Source organism: Mesorhizobium sp. WSM4307 (assembly GCF_007003945.1).
GTDB lineage: Bacteria > Pseudomonadota > Alphaproteobacteria > Rhizobiales > Rhizobiaceae > Mesorhizobium.
This window is the reverse complement of record NZ_VFTB01000007.1, coordinates 226,097-247,119: the sequence shown is the minus strand read 5'-3', so window position 1 is coordinate 247,119 and position 21,023 is coordinate 226,097. Positions and strand designations below refer to the sequence as shown.

Genomic DNA, 21,023 nt, shown 5'->3' with positions numbered 1-21,023 from the left:
GGCAAACGGCTTTGAATCTACCAATTCTAGACTCTAACCACTGGATTAACTATGGGCAGATTCCGTATTGGTTTGATTGGCGCTGGCCGAATGGGCCAGGTCCATCTTCGCGCTGCCGCTGAAAGCTCGCTCGTCGAGATTGCCGCTGTCGCCGATCCGGTTGCCGCCACTCGCCTCAGCTTGGCGGGCAGCGGGATCAAGACATATGAATCCGCCAGGGACATGATAGATGCCGGCGAGGTCGACGGCATTCTTATCGCGACCCCCAGCAAGACACATGTCCATACAGTCGCAGAAATTGCGGCACGGCGCTTGCCTATCCTTTGCGAAAAGCCCTGCGGCCTCACTGCACACGAAGCTCGAACGGCAGCCGAGGTGGCGGAGCATTTCAATGTGCATTTGCAGATAGGATATTGGCGACGGTTCGTTCCGGAGCTGAAGCGGCTTCGAGATGATATCCACGCTGGACGGCTGGGCGACCTCTACCTCGTAGCGTGCTTCCAATGGGATGAAGCACCCCCAGGAGCATCATTTCGAGCCACCGGGGGCGGAGCGTTCATCGACATGGGTGTTCATGAATTTGATCAGCTGCGTTGGCTAACCGGTCAGGAACCGACCAACTTCCGCGTCGCTGCCTCGAAGACCACTTTCGCAGGAAAAGTGGAAGTTGATCCCGACGCGGTGCAACTGCTGTGCAATTTGTCGGACGGTGGCACGGGCCTCGTTTCGCTCGGGCGTCGATTCCCGCCAGGGGATGCTTGCTGGACGCAGGTGTTCGGCACCTCGAGTTTCGCAGAATCCCGCTTCTTCTGGCCCCCTGATGGAGAACCAGTCTTCCTGAATGCCCTGCGCGCCCAGCTTGAGGATTTTGTTCAGGCTGCCCAAGGAGGCGCATCACAAGGGGCGAGCGCCAAAGATGCTGTCGCCGCCCTGGCGATCGCTGAAGCCGCAACCGAAGAGCTGTCGCGCGAACTTGCCAGACAAAAAGCGAACTGACGGTTTGGGCCGCAAATCTTGAAAGGAATTACCTCACGGTCGCGCGAGGTGATTTCCGGACTGTTCTGGCCGTCAGGGCGCAACCCGTGCCAACTGATCCCATGCCGATCTGCGAGTGTGCTGGCGGGGCCATATTGCCGGCCCTTATGCCGGTTCTTGGCCAAGAACGCGACTGGTCAAGGGACTATGATGTAGACCACGTGAGCCTACCGCTGCTTGCACACGCCGACGCAATTCTGTTTTTGGCGCGGTGCGGACAAGTCCTCAGACGGGCGCCCATTTGCCGCTTTCAGCCGAACGCTGGATCGCCATGAGCACCTTCGTAGCGCCCAGTGACCATTCGAGCTCGATTGACAAGGGTGCTCCGGAGCGTATGGCCGCACTAAACCGTTCCGCCTGGAGACGATACTGATCGGCCGGCCCAACAAGCCTCGTCTCGGCTGCGGCCAGATTGCTGCCGTCGTTCAAAACGATCTTGCAATACTCATCAGGGGCGGGATTGAAAGGATCGCCGATGCTGATCGACTTCAGGCTGCCAAAGATCTGGACACTGTGGCGGATTGCCAGCTGTGTGGAAACCGTAAAGGTCGCCTGATGCCCTCCCGGGAATACGAGGACGGCGCTCGTCAGCCTGTCGATGCCGAAAACCGGATCGAAGTCGATGACGGCAAACGCGCGCTCTGGCTCGCTATCGAAGAGCATCCTGGCGACCGCGATAGGGTAAACGCCAAGGTCGTATAAAGCCCCGCCTCCATATGCGGCGTTGTTCACAATGCTTTTGGGATCGAGATTGATTTCGGTGAACACCGCCTGCACGGCGCGCACTTCCCCGATTTCGCCTGAAGCGACGAGGCGCAGAATTTCATCCCACTGGGGATGCGCGCGGATCATCACAGCCTCCTGGATTCGCTTGCCGGTTCGGTCCCGGCAATCGATAAGGCGCCTGAGTTCGTCGACGTCCAAAGCCAGCGGCTTCTCGCACAAGACGTGCTTGCCCGCCTCAGCGGCCCGGATCGCCCAATGCACATGGAGGTGGTTGGGCAGGGGAATATAGACGGCTTCGATTTCCGGGTCTGCCAGGATGCCGTCATACGATCCGTAGCTGCGTCCTATTCCAAAACGGGTTGCTATGTCCCGCGCCCTGTCCGCATCGCGCGAGGCGACCGCTACAATCTCCAGCCCTCCAGCAGACGACATCGACGGGATGACTTTGTCCACGGCGATGGCGGCCGTACCCAGTATTCCCCAGCGCACCGGATCCATGTGGTTTCCTCCCGCTTGAGCAGCTTCCGTGCCGCCAGACGCGGCCTCGGATCCAATATGATTTGGCGATTTCCGATGCGTCCCGGTATCGCCGGTTGGTAGGGCATCCGGTGTCTGCGCGGGCCGAGCAACTGACATCAGAAGAAACAGGTTGGCCGCCTGCGTGTGTTCGGCGCACGCAACTGCCTTCTCACCGGCCTTCCCCTCTCCCGGTAGGGGCGACACGCTCCTTAACGTGTCGCCCCCCGCCCCGCCGCCTTGGGAGGATGAAGCCGCTGCGGGTGAACCCTTTGCCCGATGCCGGGTAGTCAATCCTTGTTTGTAGACGCCAACAGCAACCCGCCTGCAGCAGCCATGCGCGCGAGATTTTCATGACCCATCTTGGCATATGTCAGTGGGTGCGCCTTCTTAGGATCCTGTTCGGCCTCTACAACCAGCCAGCCGCTGTAGCCGGCATCGGCCAGGGATTTCAGGATGGAGGGGAAATCGACGCCGCCATCGCCGGGAACTGTGAAGATTCCCTCCAGAACGGCGTCCATGAAACTGAGATCCCGCTCTCGGGCCTGGCGAAGGACGCCGATACGCACGTCCTTGCAGTGCACGTGCACAATGCGTTCGGCATGACGGGCGCAGAGTGCCACGGGATCTCCGCCACTGAACGCACTGTGACCACTGTCGAACAGGAGGCCGACGGGTGCTCCGGTGACCGACATGAGTCGGTCGACTTCCTCATCCGTCTCGACGACCGTGCCCATATGGTGATGGTAGGCCAATCCGACGCCGAATTGCGCCATGCGTTCTGCAAGTTCGGTAAGCTTGCGGCCATATCCTTTCCATTCCTCATCGCGAAGTCGCGGCCGTTTCGAGATTGGCTGCCAAATGCCGTCGTGGCGCCCCATCGAGGTGTCAGCATAGACGGCGTGTTTGGCGCCAAGATCCTTGAGTAGCGTCAGGTGCGCCAGAATAGCTTCAAACTCTGTCTCGACATCGCGTTCGTAGAGGCGGCCATCCCACCAGCCGGCGGCGAGTTCGAGTTGATGAGCTGCGAGCACCGCTTTCAGTGCTGCACTCTCGCGCGGGTATTTCCCGCCCAGTTCGGTGCCGGCATACCCGGCCTGGCGGATCTCGGAAAGGCACTGCTCAAGCGGCGTGTCACCGCCGAGCTCGGGCACGTCGTCATTGGTCCAGGTAATCGGGTTGATGGCAATTTTAACAGACACTAAAAGTTTCCTTTTCGAATTTGCGGTCTTCTCCGCACCTTGATCCCGGTGCGGTGCTCCGGAGAAGCACTACAGCTCGATATCGGCGGCTTCGAACGTCAGGCTGCTCCGTTAGACTGGAGCGCGGATGCGTTCACGACGACGCATGTCTAGACGAGGATTGGCTCTTTCGTGAGAACCAATTCTGACTTACTTTTAAGGACCGCTTGTCGGCAGTATGCGATCGCTGCTTCGTGAACGAGAGGCGCCATGCGCGCTCAGGCATCGCCGCAAACCATGGTCCTTGGCCGGCAGGAAAACCTGGGCATGATCGTAGGGTCATCTTCGGCGCCGCCACTCTTCTTCTGTGCGGGGCAAAAAAGTAACCCACGATAAGATGCGTCTGTCGCGGCGGCTCAATAAGACAGTGATCTGCTTCGTCGCCTTGGGGCGACCGCAAACCGATTGAGAGCTAGGCACTTGCCACGGTTTTGGCGGGCACCCGCTTCGCGTGGGGTCGCGAATGACGTTGCAACAAAATTCACGCTCGACCGACACTCATTCGACATCGCGCCAGGTCCCAGCCTTAGCCGAGCGGTAGATCGCTTCGACGGTGCGCTGCACCTCCAGCCCCTCCCGGAAGCCCGCATGACCAACTTTTTCGCCAGAGACCGCTCGCAGGAAATCGCACACTTCAATGGTCTTGAGATCATTGAAGCCGATCTGGTGGCCGGGCGCGACGCAAAACGCACCGTACGGCTCGTGCGCGGGTCCGGCGAATATCTTCCGGAAGCCGCTGCGGCCTTGCACGTCTGACGTGAGATACAGATCGAGCTCATTGAAGCGCTCCTGACTGAAGGCTATTCCACCCCTTGAGCCCGAGATAGCGAAGTCGTGCTGCATCTTGCGGCCGGTCTCGATCCAATTGGCCTGGATGCAGCCGGTAGCTCCGTTCTCGAAACGGACAAAAGCGCGGCCAATGTCTTCCACCTCGACCTTGCGCTGTGTCTTCGATCCTGGCGCTACGGGGCGCTCTGTTATGACGGTTCTGAGATCACCCAGCACCTGGGCGATCGGACCAACCAAATAGCGCGCTGTCGCCACGACATGGCTGCCGAGATCTGCCAGCGCGCCGCCACCGCCAGCCGGGTCGAGCCGCCACGTCCACGGCGCCTGCGCATCCGCCATGTAGTCTTCCGCGTGGATGCCGTTGAAGGATCGCACCTCGCCGATTTCGCCACTCTCGATTATCTCCTTGGCGAGCTTCAGCATTGGATTCTTCAAGTAATTGAAGCCAACGGCCGTGACGACGCCAGCCGCCTCCGCGGCGAGCGTCATTTCCAGTGCCTCCGAAGCGCTCGGAGCAAGCGGCTTTTCGCAATAGACGTGCTTGCCTGCCGCGATCGCGGCCAATGCCATTTCCTTGTGAAGAATGTTGGGCGCGGTGATGTCCACGATATGGACATCGCCCATTGTCATAAGTTCCCTCCAGTTTCCGGTGTAGCCGAGAAAACCGAGGGCGGCCGCCGCATCCCTGGCGCGGTCGCCGTCGACGTCGGCCAGCACCACCCGATCGACCTTGATGGGAAGATCGAAGACGTGATTTACAGCGGTAAAACCGAACGCATGGGTCCTGCCCATGAAGCCTGAACCAATCAGGCCCAATCCCAGTCGCATTGCAGTGTCCTTTGTCTTTGTCGCGGCGGCCGGCCGTGTGTTCTCGGGGAGCGGGCGTGGTCAGATCACGATCGTGCAGTCGCGCCATACACTGCCCGCCTCATGGCTGTCGGCGCAGGCATCGACGAACTTGACCCCGCGCGCGCCGTCGGCGACGCTTGGGTAGTTCAGCAGGCCCGCAGGTACGGACTTTCCGTTGCGGCGGGCTTCGATGGCGATGGCAAACTCGGTGTATAGGTTGGCCCAGGCATCCGAAAGCGCCTCGGGATGACCACGTGGCATGGTGATGAGACGCTCGGCTTGCGTCACCATCCCCGCGCCGTGTCCGCGTACGAACACGGTCTCTGGCTGGTTCAGTCTGTTGAAACGGAGAAATTCCGGCTTCTCCTGATCCCATTCAAGTCCTGCTTTGTCGCCATAGACCCTGATCCTGAGCCCGCAATAATTGCCTGGAGCAGCCTGCGTGACCCAGAGCGTTCCGGGCACGCCTCCCTCATAGCGAGTTTGCACGAAGGCGGTATCTTCCATCGCCTTGGGCGCACCGCACACATGAAACTCGGCCCGGCACTGGACCATCTCCAAGCCTGTAACGAAGTGGGCGAGATGGAAAGCATGCGTGCCTATGTCATTGGTCGCCGAGGCACGACCCATGCGCTGGGGGTCCCGGCGCCATCGGGCTCCCTTGAAGTTCGGATCATCCGGTTCGGTTGCCCAATCCTGCATGTACTCGACATGGATTTGCCGCACACGGCCGAGTTCGCCCGCCAACACAAGCTCGCGCGCCTGTCTGACCATGGCGTGCGAGGTGTAGGGATAGGTGACGCCAACGACAAGGCCTGTGTCCTTCTGCAGCCTGACAAGTTCCAGCGCGTCCTCGACCGTCGTGGTGAGCGGCTTGTCGCAGATCACGTCGATGCCCTTCTTCAAAAAGGCCTCGGCGATGTTCTTGTGGGTCCAGTTGGGCGTCGAGATGACCACCGCCTCGATGCCGTCCGCAAGGGTCGCCTCGCGCTGTGCCATCTCGTTATAGTCAGTGTATACGCGCTCGAGCAGCCAGTCGCGGCCGGAGGCCAGGGCTATTTCCGGGTCGGACGAAAGGGCGCCGGCCACCGCTTGCCATCGATTGGAGAGCCGCGCGCCCATCGCGTGAACCTGGCCGATCAGGGCGCCGCGCCCGCCGCCGACGAAGCCCAGCCTGAGCCGGCGTGTGATCGGTGGAAATCGCGTTTCATCGGATGCGACAAGACTCATTTATCGGTTTCCTCCTGATGGGGCGAGCCACGTCACAAGGACGCTGGCCCTGTTGCTTGTCAGCCCGGCGACCTACGGGCCCGGGTTTGAACCTCAAATCTGGCGACCGCTGATCCTCGTCACGCCGCGGCACCATCCGGCGACGCGTTTAGCGGCGCGAATTGGGCGACAGGACGAGCGCTCGGCGGCAGGGTACGAAGGACAAAGTAGGTTGGGTCTCGTCGCTGTCGCCACAACGCGGGAGCAATCTCTTTCCATGCCGCCCACAGGTTTGGATAAGGAGCGGGACAGTCGTCTTTCATCATTTCGTGCAGCTTCGGAAGAGCGTGGTAGGGCACCATCGGGAACATGTGATGTTCCAGGTGGAAGTTCATGTTCCAATAAATGAACCGGAACAGCGGATTGAGACGAACCGTGCGTGTATTCAGCCGATGGTCGATCACGTCTTCCGCCAGCCCGGCATGCTGGGTGTATCCGAAAACAACAACGTCGAGCCAAGCACCGAAGAAAGTTGGCAGGCCGACCAACATCAGCGGGAGCCAGCTTTTGATCGCAACCGCCCACACGACCATGGCCGCGAGCAGGAGCGCCTGCAGCCTGGCCTCAAGAAATATCTTCCAGCGCTCTGTCTCAGGCACGAAGTCCTTTTCCTCTGCGGTCATTACGCCGAAGAAATGCCGCGCCAGCTTGCGGAGCTCGGAAAATCCGGTCTTGAGGTAAAGCAGATCGAGGAATGCGCCTGTCAGATTTGGCGGCCTTGTCAGGGCGATTTCCGGGTCGCGTCCGACCACGATGGTGTCTGTATGGTGGCGGCTATGGCTCCAGCGCCACAGTGTGCCGTTGCGCAGGATCATGAACGAAGCCAGATGGTAGACCGCGACGTTTAGCCAACGCGTTTTGAATGCGGTCCCGTGCCCGCATTCGTGCCAGCGGGAGTCTCCGCACGATCCATAGAATATGCTGTAGGTCAAAAGCGCGGGTATCGCCCACAGCGAGCCCCATGTCATGTAAAGCGCTGTTCCGCTCGCACCCAGAATTGCAAACCAGATCAGTGTGTCGCGAACCGCAGGTCCGTCGGCGCGTTTCATCAGCTCCTTCATGTCCTTGCGAGGAATTGGCGAGGCGTACCACTGCGCACCAGCCAACCCGCCGGCTACAGCGGCCGCGGAGTTGATGCCCTTCAGTCCATAGTCCTTCAGTGTCTTGCCCATGTCGCATACTCCCAGGGCGTGATCCCAAGACGCTCCGCGCATTTCTGCCGGCTGCTGCCACGATCATCCGAGCCGTTTACCCCTTGCCAAAATCCATCTTGGCGAAACCATTGAATTGCGGCACGCTGGTTGTGCCCGCGCCGTATGACGCCGCGACGGCGTGCTCATGTGCGGATCACATGATCCGTCAGTTCTTCAATGGTTGTGTCCTTCTTGGCGGCTTCGAAGACCTTGGTCCCGTGGCTCATCACAACGAAACGATCGCAGACCATATAGGCGTGGTAGAGGTTGTGAGTGACCAGGACGCTGGACGTGCCGTCGCGTTTCAGCTCGCGTACATAGGCTAGAAGATGCTCGGTCTCGCGGACCGACAGCGCAGAGGTCGGCTCGTCGAGCAAAAGGATGTTGCGTTTGAAGTGGACAGCGCGCGCAATCGCAACCGCCTGCTTCTGGCCGCCCGACAGGAAGCCGACCTCTTTGTCGGGGTCATCGATGCCAGAGATCTGCACCGCACTGCCAAGGATATCGATCGCTTTGTCGCGCATTGCCCTGTGATCCATGAAGCCGAAGCGCCTGGTCAATTCACGCCCCATGAAAATGTTGCGGCTTATGGACATGGAGTCGACCAGGGCAATGTCCTGGTAGATGGTTTCGATACCGGCGGCCTCCGAGGCCGCGCGGTTGCGTATTTCCGTCTTCTTGCCGCCGACGTAGATCTCACCCGAGGTCGGAGGATTGATGCCGGAAATCATCTTGACCAGGGTCGATTTGCCAGCGCCATTGTCGCCCAGAAGTCCCACGACCTCGTTGCTGCCGATATGGAAATTCATGTTGTCGAGGGCGAGGAACGAACCGTATTTCTTGACGATGTTGCGCGCTTCATAGAGCGGTGTGCCGGTGTCGGCGTCTGCCTTGCTCAGCATACTCATCTTCCTTCCTCAGCCTCGCACCCGACGGACCGCGGTGTTCATGACCACCGCCAGCACAATCAGGGCACCCACGAACATGTCGAAATAGAAGGCTGGCGCCCGCAGCAGCAGCAAAACATCCTGAATGGTGAAAACCAAAGCGGTTCCCAGCACAATGCCCAGGATGGAACCGCGGCCGCCGGTCAGGGCGAAGCCGCCGATCACGCAAGCCGCGATTGTCTGCAATTCCATGCCCAAGCCGCCGCCTGGCTGAATGGAGCCGACGCGAGACGCCGCCACGATACCAGAGAAGGCGGCCATGAACCCAGCCAACGCGAACGCGACGGTCTTGGTACGCACCGGATTGATGCCGATGGCGACGGCGGCGTTGCGGTTGCCGCCGACGGCGAAGAAGTGATTGCCCAGCCGATGATGATGCAGGAGAAAGTAAAAGATCACGGCGAAGACGAGAAACCAGATCATCGAGGCATGGACGACGCCGACTTCTCCACCAAACAGGGTGGCGAAGGGTTCGGTCGGCTTGAAGCGCAGCGCCGATGAGCCATGAACAAACAGCGTCGTGCCCTTCCAAAACAGCATGCCGCCCAGCGTGGTGATGAACGAAGGTATGTTGAACTTCAAGGTGATGAAGGCGTGCACGATGCCGATCAGCACGCCCAGAGCCAAAGCGAACGCCATGCCCATGAAGGGCGCAAGCGCGCTGCTGGGATCGGCGGCGATGTCGCCCATGAAATGGTTCGAGACCTCGGCGCAAATGATCGACAGCAGCGAATATTGCGCGCCCACCGAAAGGTCGTACTCACCCGCGATCATCAGGATGCCGACGCCCAGCGCCATGATGCCGGGCACGGCGATCGACTTCAGCGTGACAGAGATGTTGGCCGGCACCAGGTAGCGAAAGGTGTCCGGGAATATCAGGGCGGCGATGATGCACACGATCTGCACCAGGATGAACATGACCGCAATGCCGCCTTCGGGGCGATCGCGTATCCAGTCGCCGAGCTTGACGGTCAGCGGGCGGTTGGCCCGCGCCGCGATGGCCTTTCGAATATGGTCGGACTGGCTCAGTGTCATCTTGCCCTCACCTTGGACGGGATTTTGGCGCCGGCGGCCGCAAGGGCCGCCGGACGTCGTCGTGTAGCGTCAACCTTGGTCTAGCGGACGGGACCGGCCCATTTCTCGGCAAGCTTGTAGTTGGTCTTGTCGATGAGGCCCTTGCCGCCCGTATCCATCTCGGATGGGTAGAGGCCGTATTTGAGATAAAGCGCGAGCTGGGTCACGGCATAGTAGCCCTGGCTGTAGGGCTGCTGATCAACCGCGGCGGTAAGTTCGCCGTTGGCGATGTTATCGAGAATCTCCTTGGAGACGTCGAAGCCCGCGGACGGGATCTTGAGGCCGGCGTCCTTTATTGACTGAACGGCTTGGCTGGTAGGTGTTTGACCAAGGCCGATCACGGCGGCGGTCTTGGGATGCCCCAGCAGATACTGGGTCATGAGGTTGAGCGCCTGGGCGTGGTCGTTGCCGGTACCGAGGATCTCGGAGGTCGCACCGATCTCTTCCAGGGCCTTTTGCACGCCGGCATGGCGCTGCACGGCGTAGGTCGCCTGGGGTGCCTCGACGGGCGTGAACACGACGTCGCCCTTCTTCAGATGGTGCTCCTCGATCATGCGCTTGCCGAGCACATAACCGGCATCGGCGAAGTTCTGGCCCATGAAGGCCAGCCGGCAGGTTGAGCCCGCCGCGCCGTGACGGGAGTCATCGATGTTGAAGGTGACGACCGGGATGTTCTGCTTCACGGCGTTGCACAGGACGTCGATATAGGCGTTGTCATCGGAGATGTTGACGGCGATGGCCGTGACCTTGTTGGCAATGCCGGTCTCAAGGATGCCAAGCTGGTGCTGCTGGTCTTCTTCGCCGAACTGGACGTCGATGTTGACGCCCTGCTGGGCGGCAGCATCCTTGGCGCCGCTGATCACCGCCTCGAAAAATGGGTTCGAGGACTGCGACCAAGGCACGAACAGGATGTTGATCTTGGACCATTCGTCCTTGTGGTCGGCATCGGCCGCACGGGCCGCTGGCGCCAGGCCAAGCAGGATCGACAGCGCGATGGTCGCGCCAATTGCTTTCGTGATGCGCATTCAAGTTCCTCCCAGAGACGCCCCGAATCCCGCGCGTTGTGGCGGACCTCCGTCGAGGCATTTGTCGGCTTAGAGCCAGCTGCGAGAAAATCACAAACGGCATCTTCTTGCAACAGAAATTTCTAATCTAAAAGGCTTGCAACATGCATTGAAAGGCTTTGCGCTGTCGGCGACATGCGCCTGTTTTCAGGGATCAAAAAAACTCACCGGCCGCGTCCTATCCTGTGAGGGATGCGTCGGGCGAAATCTCCTCGCGCGCGCCGCTGGCAAGCGAACGAAGGGCTGCTTGCGCGATCTGGGTCGCGACATACCCATCGAGCGCGCCTGCGCCGCTTTGCGTCTTGCCGCCAATGCCGCCTATCCAAGCTTGCAGTTGGAGCCGATAGGCATCGCTGAAGCGACCACGCCAGTCACCGGGGAAAGTGCGCGCCTCCCCACCTTCGTTGCGCACGAGGTTCGGCGCGGGCCGGCCAAGCTCGATCGTGCCGTTCTCGCAGACCAGTTCAGCGCGGATGTCGTAGCCGTAGGCTGCGTTCATGAAGATCTCGATGTCGACCAGAACGCCATTCTGCATCTCGAGAAGCAGCAGGATAGGATCGCGCAGCGCTCCGTTGGCCTTGCTGGCCGACCGCAGCGCAGTGACCGCCACAGCTTCGAAACCCAACAGCCACCGCACGACATCGAATTCGTGCACCGCCGCATTTGCAATCGACATCTCCGGCGTAAAGAAGCCTGGCGCCACGGCGTTGCGATGGGCGCAATGCATGAGCAGCGGCCGTCCCAGCCGGCCTGAGGACAGCGTTGCGTGCATGGCGGCATAGGCCGGGTCGAACCGGCGCATGAACCCGACCTGGATCATGCGCCGGCCTGTACGCTGCTCGGCTTCGATCAATTCGCGGCATTCGGCCACCGTGGGCGCGAGCGGCTTCTCGCACAGCACGGGTTTGCCAGCTCGCAGGCAAGCCAGCACCATCGCGGCATGCGTATGATCGGGGGAAGCGACGATCACGGCCTCGACCACCGGATCTTCGATAAGGGCAAAGCCGTCAGTGTGATGACGGCGCGCTTCGTTTGCACGCGCGACCTCGCAAGCTCGCGCCTCGTCGGGATCTGAAACGGCAACGAGTTTGGCGCCGCCGACCTGAGTGGCGAGAGTGCGGGCATGGTCCGCGCCCATGACGCCCGCACCGATGATGCCGATACCGAGACTCATTTGGCCCCCCGTAAACCACCAGCCTTGCGTGCGGTCATCCCATTCGCTCCGAAGCATACGAACCCGGCGACGGCGGAAAGACGACCGTCTTGTTGCCATTGAGAAACACGCGTCCGTGGATGTGGGCATGGATCGCGCGGGCGAGGACTTGAGCCTCGACGTCGCGGCCGAGGCTGACATAGTCCTCGTTGGATTGAGCATGGGTCACGCGCACCGTATCCTGCTCGATGATCGGCCCTTCGTCCAACTCGGCGGTGACGTAATGCGATGTGGCGCCGATCAGTTTCACGCCCCGCTCGTAGGCCTGTTTGTAAGGGTTGGCGCCCTTGAACGAAGGCAGGAACGAGTGGTGGATGTTGATGATCCGGCCCGACATGGTCCGGCACATGTCGTCTGACAGGACCTGCATATAGCGGGCCAGCACGACCAGCTCGGCGCCCGTTTCCTCCACAATGCGCATCTGCTGCGCTTCGGCCTGGAGCTTGTTTTCTCTCCTCATCGCGATGCAATGGAAGGGAATATCGTGATTCACAACGACCTTTTGGTACTCCATATGGTTGGAAATCACCGCCACGATGTCGATGGGAAGAGCACCGATACGCCAGCGATAAAGAAGGTCGTTAAGGCAGTGACCGAAGCGCGAGACCATGATGATGACCTTGCGTTTGACGGCCTCGTCGAAGAATTGTGCCTCCATGCCAAAAGGTGAAGCAATCGCTTCGAACCCTGTCTTGAGTTCTTCGAGGCCTTGACCGCCTTCGGAGCGAAAGCTGACCCGCATGAAGAAATTTCCGGTATCGACATCATCGAACTGGGCACTGTCGGTAATGTTGCAGGTCTGATCTGCCAGGAACGTTGAAATGGCGGCAACGATCCCCCTGGTTGAGCGGCATTTCACACGAAGGGCAAAGTTGGACATGATTCTTCCTTGGCACTTAATATCGGGAGGCCGTGTCGAAGGTGGCGACGTGGTTGGGGTGGACATTGATCACAATGCGCTGACCTGCTTCGGCAGCTGGCACCCACCTTGCCGGCGGCCGCAGTTAGGCGAGGTCGCGATGTAGACCGCATTGAGAAGCGCAGTCATTGGGCGACAAGCAAGTGAGCCTGGATGGCGGTCGTATGAAACCTGCAGACCCCGCAGCTCAAAGTTTGACCTGCTCCATGAACTGGACATATTCGCTCTCCTGCATCGCGACATTGTGGTGCGGGGTCGGGTAAGCACCGGCGTCGACGTCTGTGACGAATTCCTTGAAAGCCGCGATCCGCTCTTGTTGAAGCCGAGCATATTCCGCGGCAAAGTTGCGGTAGGTTTTCGCATGGCGCGGCTTGTAGCCTTCGGTATGACCCAAAACATCTTCGGCGAACAGATACTGGGCGTCAGCGCCCGGTCCGGCTCCCATGCCGAGCATGATCATCGACGTATTTCTTGAAATGAATTCGCCAAGCCGATCTGGCACGACCTCAAGCTCAGCCCCGAAGCAGCCAACCGTTTCAAGTTGCTTTACCTGCCGCCAGATCATCAAGGCTTCCGACGCCGTCTTGCCGACGGCACGAAAGCCCGTCCAGGTGATATGGGTCGGGACAAGGCCGACATGGGCAACGATGGGCACCCGGTTGTCGCAAAGCACCTTTTGAATGTCATAGGAAGCCGCACAATAAAAGCAGTCCCCTCCCATCGCGGCAAAGTGAAAGGCCGCGCGAAGATAATCCTCTGCAGTGGCGAGCCTGCTGCCCTCGAGCGTTCCGGACGAACCAAATGGCAGTCCGACCTGCACGAAGCAACGCCCAGCGGCCTCGCGCATTGCGGGAGAAAAGAAGCGACCCTCGATCGACAGCATATGAACCCCGGCCGCGTCGGCAGCTGCAGCCTCATCCAGCGTCGTGACGTAAAGCATTGAGATCTTGTGCCCTCGCGCCTTCATGGCGCGAATGTCAGCGACAGTTGGGCGGGTATTTTTATGAACCAAGGATGCACCCCGTGGATGGCTGGAGAGATTTTCCTGCAAGGGACTTATGTATCGTGCTGCGTGAAATTTTAGCGTGTCCGGCATTTACCGAAATGAGTTGGTTGTAGCGTCCTTGACTGAGGACCAACCGGACTGCCTGGCAGCGAGCTGCTTAACCGCGCTGGCGTGGTCACCCTTGTCGAGCCGCTCACCTGCCGTTCAGCCGGGCATCGTTGACCACAAGCGTTGGATCGATCTTGCCGGCGAAGAAATCGAGCACATTTTGGACGGACGAGACGGCCATTCGTTCCCCACACTCGGCAGTCAGGCCGGCAATGTGCGGGGTCAGTATCACCTGGTCCAGACCAAACAGCGGGTGATCGAGCGGCGGCGGTTCGTCATCGAACACATCCAGACCGGCCGCGCCGATGCGGCCGTCGCGCAAGGCCGCCCCCAGCGCCACTTCATCCACCACGCCGCCACGCGCCGTGTTGATCAGGATCGCACTGCGTTTCATCACCGCGATCTCGCCAGCGCCGATGACCGGCTCGTCGGCTTTGGGCACGTTGACCGAAACGGCGTCCGCCCATGCCAGTCCCTGAGCCAGGTTGCTTTGCGAAATGATAGACCCGTCTGGCCAGCCCTGTTTGGAGAGCAACGGGTCGTGCGCCCGCACCTCCATGCCAAAGGCCGCGGCCATACGCGCCAGATGCCGGCCGATGCGGCCATAGCCGATGATCAGCAGCCGCTTGCCGAAGAGTTCCTGGGCCTCAAGGCTGTTGCGCCAGCCCCAGTTGCCGTCGCGCACGGCCTTGTCGGCACGGACAAGCCGCTTGCTTGCCGCCAGCAAAAGCATCATCGCGTGCTCGGCCACCGACACCGAATTGACGTCACCGACGATCGCCAACGCGATGCCGCGGCTGTTGAGCGATGGCAGGTCGACGGCGTCGTAGCCGACGCCATGGCGTGAGACGATCCTGAGTTTGCTGGCGCGGGCGACTGTCGCGCCAGACAATGGCTGCGTGCGAAGGACAAGCCCCTCGGCCTGGTCGATCAGGGGCGCATAGCTCGGCTCCGACACGTCCTCAACGTAGTCGTAGGTGACGCCTGGCGTGGCATCGAGAAGGGCAATGCCACTTGGATGGAGTCGGCCTGCGATCAGGACGTGTGGCATCAGTAAGATTCCTTGCCGGGCGCGGTCGCAGCCACGTTGTGGCCGGTCAGATCGCGGAAGCGTGACACACTGTGCAAGGCCGCGGCGGCAAGCAGACGGGAATCCCCCGACACGGTTGTCATGTCGTAGCCCCATCCGACGGCCCGCGCCGCATAATCGGGCGTGCCGCAATGGAGTGCCGAGCGCTTGCCGAACTTCTTGCAGGTCGCAACAATGGTCTGCAAAGCCTCGATCATCTCCGGCTCCTCGCGGTCGAAGGCGGGGGCGAGCCGCCCCTGGTGCAGACTGAATGTCAGGTCCGCGGGGCCGACATAGACCCCGTCGAGCCCAGGCGTTGCAACAATCGCCTCGAGATTGCGCATCGCCTCGGCGGTCTCGACCATGGCAAAGGCCAGGATTTCATCATTGGCCTCCGCGGCGTAGTTCGCACCAGCCGAAAAGTTGGCGCGGGTCGGCCCGAAACTGCGCTGACCGGCCGGCGGATAGCGCAGGTAGCTGACGAATTGCGCTGCCTGTTGCGCTGTATTGACCATCGGGCAGATCACGCCATAGGCCCCGGCATCCAGCACCTTCATGACGATGCCGGGCTCCAGCCAGGGTACGCGTGCCATCGGCACGACACCCGAGGCGCGCATAGCCTGGAACATGGGCAGAAGCATCGAATAGTCGAGCGCGCCGTGCTGGAGGTCGATGCTGAGGCTGTCATAGCCCTGCGCGGCCATGATCTCGGCGGTGAAGGGGTTGCCGATGGACAGCCAGCCGTTGACGGTAGGCTGGCCAGCAGCCCAGATTTGCTTGAGCTTGTTCTTGATCAATCCAGCCTCCGTTAGAATACGATTTGGGCGAGCTTGGTATCGAGGTAGTCGCCGATACCTTCCAGGCCGCCTTCGCGGCCCATGCCGGAATAATTCGTGCCGCCGAAGGGCGCTTCGGATGCCGCCAGCGCAAAGCTGTTGATGCCGACCATGCCCGATTTGAGTTCGGCGACCGCGCGACGGGCGCGCTTGGGGCTGCGCGTGAAAGCGTAAGCGGACAGTCCCATGTCGGAAGCGTTGGCGCGCTCAAGCACCTCGTCATCCGAGGAGAACCGGGTGATGGCGGCGATCGGCCCGAAATTCTCTTGTGAGAACACCCGCATCTCGTCGCTGACATCGACCAGCACCGTGGGCTCATGGAAATAACCGTCGTTGAAGGCGCTCGCACGCCGCCCGCCAGCAACGATCCTGGCGCCCGCATTCTCGGCCTCGGCGATGATGCTCTCGATACCGGCCAGGCGGTTGGCATTTATGAGCGGACCCATCTGGACGGAAGGGTCCAGTCCATTGCCCAGCTTGAGCGCCTTGGTGCGCTGCACGAAGCCATCGACGAAAGCGTCGTGGATGCTCTCGTGCACGAAGAACCGGTCGGGCGTGACGCAGACCTGGCCCGCATTTGCGTATTTGGTGGGCACCGAAACATTGAGTGCGGTCTCCAGGTCGGCATCGTCGAACACGATCAGCGGCGCGTTGCCGCCAAGCTCCATCGACACTTTCTTCACCGTGTCGGCGGCATCGCGGATCATTTGCTGGCCGACACGGGTTGACCCGGTCAGCGACACCTTGCGGACCTGTGGCGACGCCATGATCGGCGTGTAGGTCGTGCCGGTTGGGCCAACCACTAGACTGACCGTACCGGCGGGCAGGTTGCCAGCGCGAATGCAGTCGACAATAACCATGGCGGTGCCGGGCGTCTGGCTTGATGGGCGCACGATGATCGAGCAGCCGGCAGCAAGCGCCGGCGCCACCTTGCGGGCAACAAGGGCGGCGGGAAAGTTCCATGCCGTGAAGGCCGCGGCGATCCCTATTGGCTCGTGCAGGATCTCGAAACGACCCCCGGGAACGCGGCTTTCGACAACGCGCCCATAAATGCGCCGAGCCTCTTCGGCGTACCAGCGGAACTGGTCGACAGCGAGGCTCCATTCGCGCTCCGATTGCGCGATCGGCTTGCCGGTCTCGGTCGAGATCATGCGCGCGCCTTCCGCCTTGCGGCGGCTCATTTCGTCGGCGACGGCGTGCAGGGCCTCAGCCCGCTCGAAGCCAGTGCGGCGTCTCCAGGCCAATAGACCGCGAGCGGCACTTTCAAGCGCCTCCTCGGTATCGGCGCGCGTCGCGACCGGAGCGTCGCCAACCGGCTCTTCGGTCACCGGGCTCACCACCGAAGTGGTTCCCCTGCCCTCGGCGGCGCGCCACTGGCCGTTGATGAACAATCCAAAGTCTTGGTACATGGATTACCCGATCTCGCTTGCATTGGCGGAGAGCACCCCTCCGTCTACCCTCATCGCCTCCACCAGGATCAGCAGCGGCGATCGTCATCGGCAAAACCAAAGACAGCAAAAACTGCTATCTCCCTCAGCCCCGCAATAACCATTGCAGAACGGTTGATTTGTCAATATTCATTCTGTAGAAATGAAAAAGTCATACGAGGGAGGAGTGAGATGATGGCAACAGTCCGTCTGACCGTGGCACAGGCGCTGGTGCGCTACCTGTGCAACCAGTTCGTCGTCATTGACGGCGAGCAGCTGCCGCTCTTTCCGGGCGTATTCGCCATTTTCGGACATGGCAACGTCACCTGCCTTTCCGAGGCGCTCGAAGCGGTGAAGGATGTACTTCCGACCTGGCGGGGGCAAAACGAGCAATCGATGGCGCTCGCCGCGATTGGCTTTGCCAAAGCAAGGCGCCGCAGACAAATCATGGTGGCGGCAACCTCGATCGGCCCAGGGGCGCTGAACATGGTTACGGCTGCTGGCGTGGCCCATTCGAACCGGCTGCCCGTGCTTCTCCTGTCGGGCGACACCTTCGTCAATCGCAGACCCGACCCGGTCATGCAGCAGGTCGAGCATTTCGGGGACCCCACCATCAACGTCAACGATGCCTTCAAGGCGGTGACCCGCTACTGGGACCGCATTGTCCATCCCGAGCAGATCCTGTCTTCCCTGCCACAGGCCCTCGCCGTGCTGCTCGATCCGGCCGATTGCGGTCCGGCCTTCATTGCCTTGCCTCAGGACGTCCAGGAAATCGCCTGGGACTATCCCGCGGCCTTTTTCGAGCGGACCGTCCATTCAATTCCCCGCGCACGCCCCGACCGGGACCGGTTGGCGGAGGCCATTCGCATTCTGCGGAATGCGAAGCGGCTCCTCATTATTTCGGGTGGCGGCGTGCGCTATTCCGACGCCGGCAAGGTGCTCGCTCATATGGCCGAAAAACGCGGGATCCCGCTGGCCGAGACGATCGCCGGAAAGGGCACCGTCTCGCACGACCATCCCGCACATGTGGGCCCGATCGGGATTGTGGGCTCGACCTCGGCAAACGCGTTGGCTGCTCAGGCAGATGTCGTGCTGGCGGTCGGAACCAGGCTGATGGATTTCACCACCGGCTCATGGAGCGCATTCGCACCCGATGCCAAGTTCGTATCGATCAATGCCGCGCGCTGGGACGCGACCAAGCATCGGGCCCTGCCGGTGGTCGGCGATGCGCTGGAAACACTGCGCGAACTCGACGACACGCTTGGCGCCTGGCAGGCAGACCCGGAGTGGACCAGCAAGGGGCGCGCCGAATTCGCCAAGTGGAACGCCATGCTCGATACCTTCCAGAAGCCAACCAACGACCCTGTGCCGACCTACGCGCAAGTCGTCGGGGTGGTGAATGCCAAGGCTGGCGAGCGCGACCTGCTCATTACGGCCGCAGGCGGGCTGCCCGGCGAAGTGATGAAGAACTGGCGCGTCAAGGAGCCCAACACCTTCGATTGCGAATTCGGCTTCTCGTGCATGGGCTACGAGATCGCAGCCGGATGGGGTGCAGCGATGGCCGATCCGACCCGAACCCCGATCGTCATGATCGGCGATGGCACGTATATGATGATGAACTCCGACATCTACTCTTCGGTTCTTGCCGGGCACAAGATGATCATCATCGTCTGCGACAATGGCGGCTATGCCGTCATCAACCGCCTGCAGAACGGCAAGGGCGGCGCCTCGTTCAACAATCTGATCAGGGATTGCCGGGTGAAGGAGCCCTTCGGCGTCGACTTTGCCAAGCACGCCGAAGCGATGGGCGCCTTGACGCGCCATGTCGACAGCCTCGCCGATTTCGGCCAGGCGCTGGAGTGGGCCAAGACCACCGACCGCACCACCGTCATAACCATCGTCACGGACGCCTTCACCTGGACGCCAGGCGACGCGTGGTGGGATGTCGGTGTGCCTGAAATCAGTGAGCGGCAGGAAGTCTTAGAAGCCCGCGCCTCCCAAACGGAAGGCCGCAAAAGGCAACGCGTTGGCACCTGATCACGTTCGGCGCCCCCATTGCGCCCCCAGCCGGAACGATTCGGACCTCCCTTCGAATTGTTCCGGCTTTTTTCCACGGCGAAGCTTCCATGGAGATGAACAATGAAAGCCAAACTCGGCATCGCGCCGATCGCATGGTGGAACGACGACCTTCCCGAACTGAGCGACGACGTATCGTTGGAGGAGTGCCTGCGGCAAGCGCGCGAAGCCGGTTTCACTGGCATGGAGACCGGCCGCCGGTTCCCCATGGAGGCAAAGGTACTCGACCCGATCCTCAAGCAACAAGGCATGAGCGTTTGCGGAGGGTGGTTTTCGGGCCTGCTGCTCGATGGCGACATCGAGACCGAGAAGGATCGTATCGGCAAGCAGATGGCACTTTTCAAGGCGGTGGATGCTCCCTGCATCGTGTACGGCGAAACCGCTGGCTCAATCCAGGGCGACCGCACCGCGCCACTTGCCACAAAGCGTCGCCTGTCCCAGGAGGAGACTAAGACCTACGGCCGGAAGCTGACAGCGTTCGCTGAGTGGTGCGCCGGCGAAGGCATGCCGATTGCCTATCACCATCATATGGGGGCGGCGATCGAGACCGAAGCAGAGGTGGATCAGTTGATGAACCAGTCCGGAAAGGCTCTGCCGCTGCTTTACGATGCCGGGCATATGGCATTCGCCGGCGGCGATGTGCTGCGCGTCATCGACAAGCACCATGGCCGGATTTCGCACGTCCACACCAAGGACGTGCGCCGGCATGTCATCGAGGGCCTCGATCGCACGCGCGAAAGCTTTCTCGACGCTGTGGTCAAGGGCGCCTTCACCGTGCCGGGTGACGGATCTCTGGATTTTGAGGCCATCGTGAAGCGCCTCGCCTTCCACGGCTATGAAGGCTGGTTTGTGGTTGAGGCCGAACAGGATCCCGTGAAGAGCCCACCCCTGAGGATGGCCAGGATCGGCCATCAGGAGTTGCGGCGTGTCATGGCAGCGTCCGGCTACTCAGTAGAGGATTGAACTCAAACTATGTTAATAAAATCAATCATTTACGGCAACATTTGTAACGTTATGGCGGTCGATTAACCTCTAGTATGCGGGACTTTGGGTTGGGCCGAGATCTGCCTGGCCTTTTCTCTTTCTCTTCAAGGCACCAACGCCCTTGTGGCGTCGAACGCTTCGATCACTGCGCCGCCCATCAAACAGGTGTCTACGACGATCCGTATGCGCCGTGGTGATAGATCAATGCCGGGCCAGGCTCTCCACTCACCACATGCCGGACGCTGCCGAGGATCAGCGCATGGCTGTGGCGAACAATCGTATCCTCGACAGTGCAGTCGACCGCGGCAAGCGCACCTTCGAGCGCCAGTGCGCCGGTTGCGAGGCTGGACCAGCGAGCGCCCTCGTAACGCGCCGATCCCTTGAGGCCGCCGCGTCCGGCGAAGCGGTCGGCAATCTCGATCTGGTCGGCGCGCAGCACATTCACGCAGAAGTGGCGATGCCGGCTGATGGCAGCCCATGTCGAGGAACTCAGGTTGATGCTGACGACCATTACCTCCGGTTCGACCGACAAGGAGTGGGCGGTGGTAACCGTTGCGCCCGTGCGTTCGTCGCCGATACCTGCGGTGACCACGGACACGGCGCCGGGCAGGTGTCGCATCGCAAATTTCAGGGGGATCCGGGTTTCATCCAGGAGAATGCGTTCGGTCAGTGTCATCTGGAT

General features: G+C 61.0%; 18 protein-coding genes. 3 read left to right on the top strand and 15 right to left on the bottom strand.

Features of this window, described 5'->3' with window-relative positions; translation table 11 throughout:
* Window positions 1–51: 51 nt before the first annotated feature.
* Window positions 52–996 (top strand): Gfo/Idh/MocA family oxidoreductase, encoded by a 945-nt coding sequence (locus tag FJV83_RS18700; RefSeq protein ID WP_095774138.1) that lies wholly within the window; start codon window positions 52–54, stop codon window positions 994–996.
* 264 nt (window positions 997–1,260) lie between these two features.
* On the opposite strand, the gene FJV83_RS18695 is transcribed toward FJV83_RS18700, so the two are convergent.
* The 14 genes from FJV83_RS18695 to FJV83_RS18630 form a co-directional block, all read right to left on the bottom strand.
* Window positions 1,261–2,259 (bottom strand): Gfo/Idh/MocA family oxidoreductase, encoded by a 999-nt coding sequence (locus FJV83_RS18695; protein ID WP_095774137.1) that lies wholly within the window; start codon window positions 2,257–2,259, stop codon window positions 1,261–1,263.
* Between the two features lie 308 nt (window positions 2,260–2,567).
* On the bottom strand, window positions 2,568–3,479 hold the full coding sequence (gene iolE, locus FJV83_RS18690) for a myo-inosose-2 dehydratase (RefSeq protein WP_095774136.1): 912 nt from the start codon (window positions 3,477–3,479) through the stop codon (window positions 2,568–2,570).
* 537 nt (window positions 3,480–4,016) lie between these two features.
* Entirely contained in the window at window positions 4,017–5,135 is a 1,119-nt protein-coding gene (locus tag FJV83_RS18685; RefSeq protein WP_095774135.1) for a Gfo/Idh/MocA family oxidoreductase, read from the bottom strand.
* Between the two features lie 60 nt (window positions 5,136–5,195).
* Window positions 5,196–6,386 carry a Gfo/Idh/MocA family oxidoreductase gene (locus tag FJV83_RS18680; protein ID WP_095774134.1) on the bottom strand — a complete coding sequence of 397 codons (1,191 nt, stop codon included), beginning with the start codon at window positions 6,384–6,386 and terminating at the stop codon, window positions 5,196–5,198.
* 119 nt (window positions 6,387–6,505) lie between these two features.
* The gene (locus tag FJV83_RS18675) at window positions 6,506–7,597 is read right to left on the bottom strand and encodes a fatty acid desaturase (RefSeq protein ID WP_142886616.1); all 1,092 of its coding nucleotides are present in this window, start codon (window positions 7,595–7,597) and stop codon (window positions 6,506–6,508) included.
* Between the two features lie 164 nt (window positions 7,598–7,761).
* Entirely contained in the window at window positions 7,762–8,520 is a 759-nt protein-coding gene (locus FJV83_RS18670; RefSeq protein WP_210248230.1) for an ATP-binding cassette domain-containing protein, read from the bottom strand.
* Between the two features lie 15 nt (window positions 8,521–8,535).
* A complete protein-coding gene (locus tag FJV83_RS18665) occupies window positions 8,536–9,600 on the bottom strand; it encodes an ABC transporter permease (RefSeq protein ID WP_095774131.1) in 1,065 nt (354 codons plus the stop codon).
* 80 nt (window positions 9,601–9,680) lie between these two features.
* Window positions 9,681–10,664 carry a substrate-binding domain-containing protein gene (locus tag FJV83_RS18660; RefSeq protein WP_095774130.1) on the bottom strand — a complete coding sequence of 328 codons (984 nt, stop codon included), beginning with the start codon at window positions 10,662–10,664 and terminating at the stop codon, window positions 9,681–9,683.
* Between the two features lie 217 nt (window positions 10,665–10,881).
* Complete coding sequence (locus FJV83_RS18655) at window positions 10,882–11,877, bottom strand: Gfo/Idh/MocA family oxidoreductase (RefSeq protein ID WP_095774129.1); 996 nt, start codon at window positions 11,875–11,877, stop codon at window positions 10,882–10,884.
* A gap of 34 nt (window positions 11,878–11,911) precedes the next feature.
* Window positions 11,912–12,796, bottom strand: coding sequence for a formyltetrahydrofolate deformylase (purU, locus tag FJV83_RS18650; RefSeq protein WP_095774128.1), 885 nt, complete (start codon window positions 12,794–12,796; stop codon window positions 11,912–11,914).
* A 226-nt stretch (window positions 12,797–13,022) separates the two neighbouring features.
* The gene (locus tag FJV83_RS18645) at window positions 13,023–13,847 is read right to left on the bottom strand and encodes a 3-methyl-2-oxobutanoate hydroxymethyltransferase (protein ID WP_095774127.1); all 825 of its coding nucleotides are present in this window, start codon (window positions 13,845–13,847) and stop codon (window positions 13,023–13,025) included.
* Between the two features lie 187 nt (window positions 13,848–14,034).
* Window positions 14,035–15,000 carry a hydroxyacid dehydrogenase gene (locus FJV83_RS18640; RefSeq protein WP_095774126.1) on the bottom strand — a complete coding sequence of 322 codons (966 nt, stop codon included), beginning with the start codon at window positions 14,998–15,000 and terminating at the stop codon, window positions 14,035–14,037.
* Window positions 15,000–15,815 (bottom strand): aldolase/citrate lyase family protein, encoded by an 816-nt coding sequence (locus tag FJV83_RS18635; RefSeq protein WP_095774125.1) that lies wholly within the window; start codon window positions 15,813–15,815, stop codon window positions 15,000–15,002. Before FJV83_RS18635 ends, FJV83_RS18640 begins: the two co-directional genes overlap by 1 nt.
* Before the next feature lie 11 nt (window positions 15,816–15,826).
* On the bottom strand, window positions 15,827–17,263 hold the full coding sequence (locus FJV83_RS18630) for an NAD-dependent succinate-semialdehyde dehydrogenase (protein WP_095774124.1): 1,437 nt from the start codon (window positions 17,261–17,263) through the stop codon (window positions 15,827–15,829).
* A 213-nt stretch (window positions 17,264–17,476) separates the two neighbouring features.
* Here FJV83_RS18630 and iolD point away from each other — a divergent pair, with 213 nt between their 5' ends.
* Window positions 17,477–19,318 carry a 3D-(3,5/4)-trihydroxycyclohexane-1,2-dione acylhydrolase (decyclizing) gene (iolD, locus tag FJV83_RS18625; RefSeq protein ID WP_095774264.1) on the top strand — a complete coding sequence of 614 codons (1,842 nt, stop codon included), beginning with the start codon at window positions 17,477–17,479 and terminating at the stop codon, window positions 19,316–19,318.
* A 102-nt stretch (window positions 19,319–19,420) separates the two neighbouring features.
* On the top strand, window positions 19,421–20,320 hold the full coding sequence (gene iolE / locus FJV83_RS18620; protein ID WP_095774123.1) for a myo-inosose-2 dehydratase: 900 nt from the start codon (window positions 19,421–19,423) through the stop codon (window positions 20,318–20,320).
* Between the two features lie 190 nt (window positions 20,321–20,510).
* Here iolE (FJV83_RS18620) and FJV83_RS18615 read toward each other — a convergent pair whose 3' ends face one another.
* The gene (locus FJV83_RS18615; RefSeq protein WP_095774122.1) at window positions 20,511–21,017 is read right to left on the bottom strand and encodes a flavin reductase family protein; all 507 of its coding nucleotides are present in this window, start codon (window positions 21,015–21,017) and stop codon (window positions 20,511–20,513) included.
* Between the last annotated feature and the right edge of the window lie 6 nt (window positions 21,018–21,023).

What these genes read in the sequence shown, in the direction of transcription:
- FJV83_RS18700 (WP_095774138.1), top strand. Translation starts at nt 52, where the DNA reads ATGGGCAGATTCCGTATTGGTTTGATTGGCGCTGGCCGAATGGGCCAG.
- FJV83_RS18695 (WP_095774137.1), bottom strand. Translation starts at nt 2,259, where the DNA reads ATGGATCCGGTGCGCTGGGGAATACTGGGTACGGCCGCCATCGCCGTG.
- FJV83_RS18685 (WP_095774135.1), bottom strand. Translation starts at nt 5,135, where the DNA reads ATGCGACTGGGATTGGGCCTGATTGGTTCAGGCTTCATGGGCAGGACC.
- FJV83_RS18680 (WP_095774134.1), bottom strand. Translation starts at nt 6,386, where the DNA reads ATGAGTCTTGTCGCATCCGATGAAACGCGATTTCCACCGATCACACGC.
- FJV83_RS18675 (WP_142886616.1), bottom strand. Translation starts at nt 7,597, where the DNA reads ATGGGCAAGACACTGAAGGACTATGGACTGAAGGGCATCAACTCCGCG.
- FJV83_RS18670 (WP_210248230.1), bottom strand. Translation starts at nt 8,520, where the DNA reads ATGCTGAGCAAGGCAGACGCCGACACCGGCACACCGCTCTATGAAGCG.
- FJV83_RS18665 (WP_095774131.1), bottom strand. Translation starts at nt 9,600, where the DNA reads ATGACACTGAGCCAGTCCGACCATATTCGAAAGGCCATCGCGGCGCGG.
- FJV83_RS18660 (WP_095774130.1), bottom strand. Translation starts at nt 10,664, where the DNA reads ATGCGCATCACGAAAGCAATTGGCGCGACCATCGCGCTGTCGATCCTG.
- FJV83_RS18655 (WP_095774129.1), bottom strand. Translation starts at nt 11,877, where the DNA reads ATGAGTCTCGGTATCGGCATCATCGGTGCGGGCGTCATGGGCGCGGAC.
- purU (WP_095774128.1), bottom strand. Translation starts at nt 12,796, where the DNA reads ATGTCCAACTTTGCCCTTCGTGTGAAATGCCGCTCAACCAGGGGGATC.
- FJV83_RS18640 (WP_095774126.1), bottom strand. Translation starts at nt 15,000, where the DNA reads ATGCCACACGTCCTGATCGCAGGCCGACTCCATCCAAGTGGCATTGCC.
- FJV83_RS18630 (WP_095774124.1), bottom strand. Translation starts at nt 17,263, where the DNA reads ATGTACCAAGACTTTGGATTGTTCATCAACGGCCAGTGGCGCGCCGCC.
- iolD (WP_095774264.1), top strand. Translation starts at nt 17,477, where the DNA reads ATGGCAACAGTCCGTCTGACCGTGGCACAGGCGCTGGTGCGCTACCTG.
- iolE (WP_095774123.1), top strand. Translation starts at nt 19,421, where the DNA reads ATGAAAGCCAAACTCGGCATCGCGCCGATCGCATGGTGGAACGACGAC.
- FJV83_RS18615 (WP_095774122.1), bottom strand. Translation starts at nt 21,017, where the DNA reads ATGACACTGACCGAACGCATTCTCCTGGATGAAACCCGGATCCCCCTG.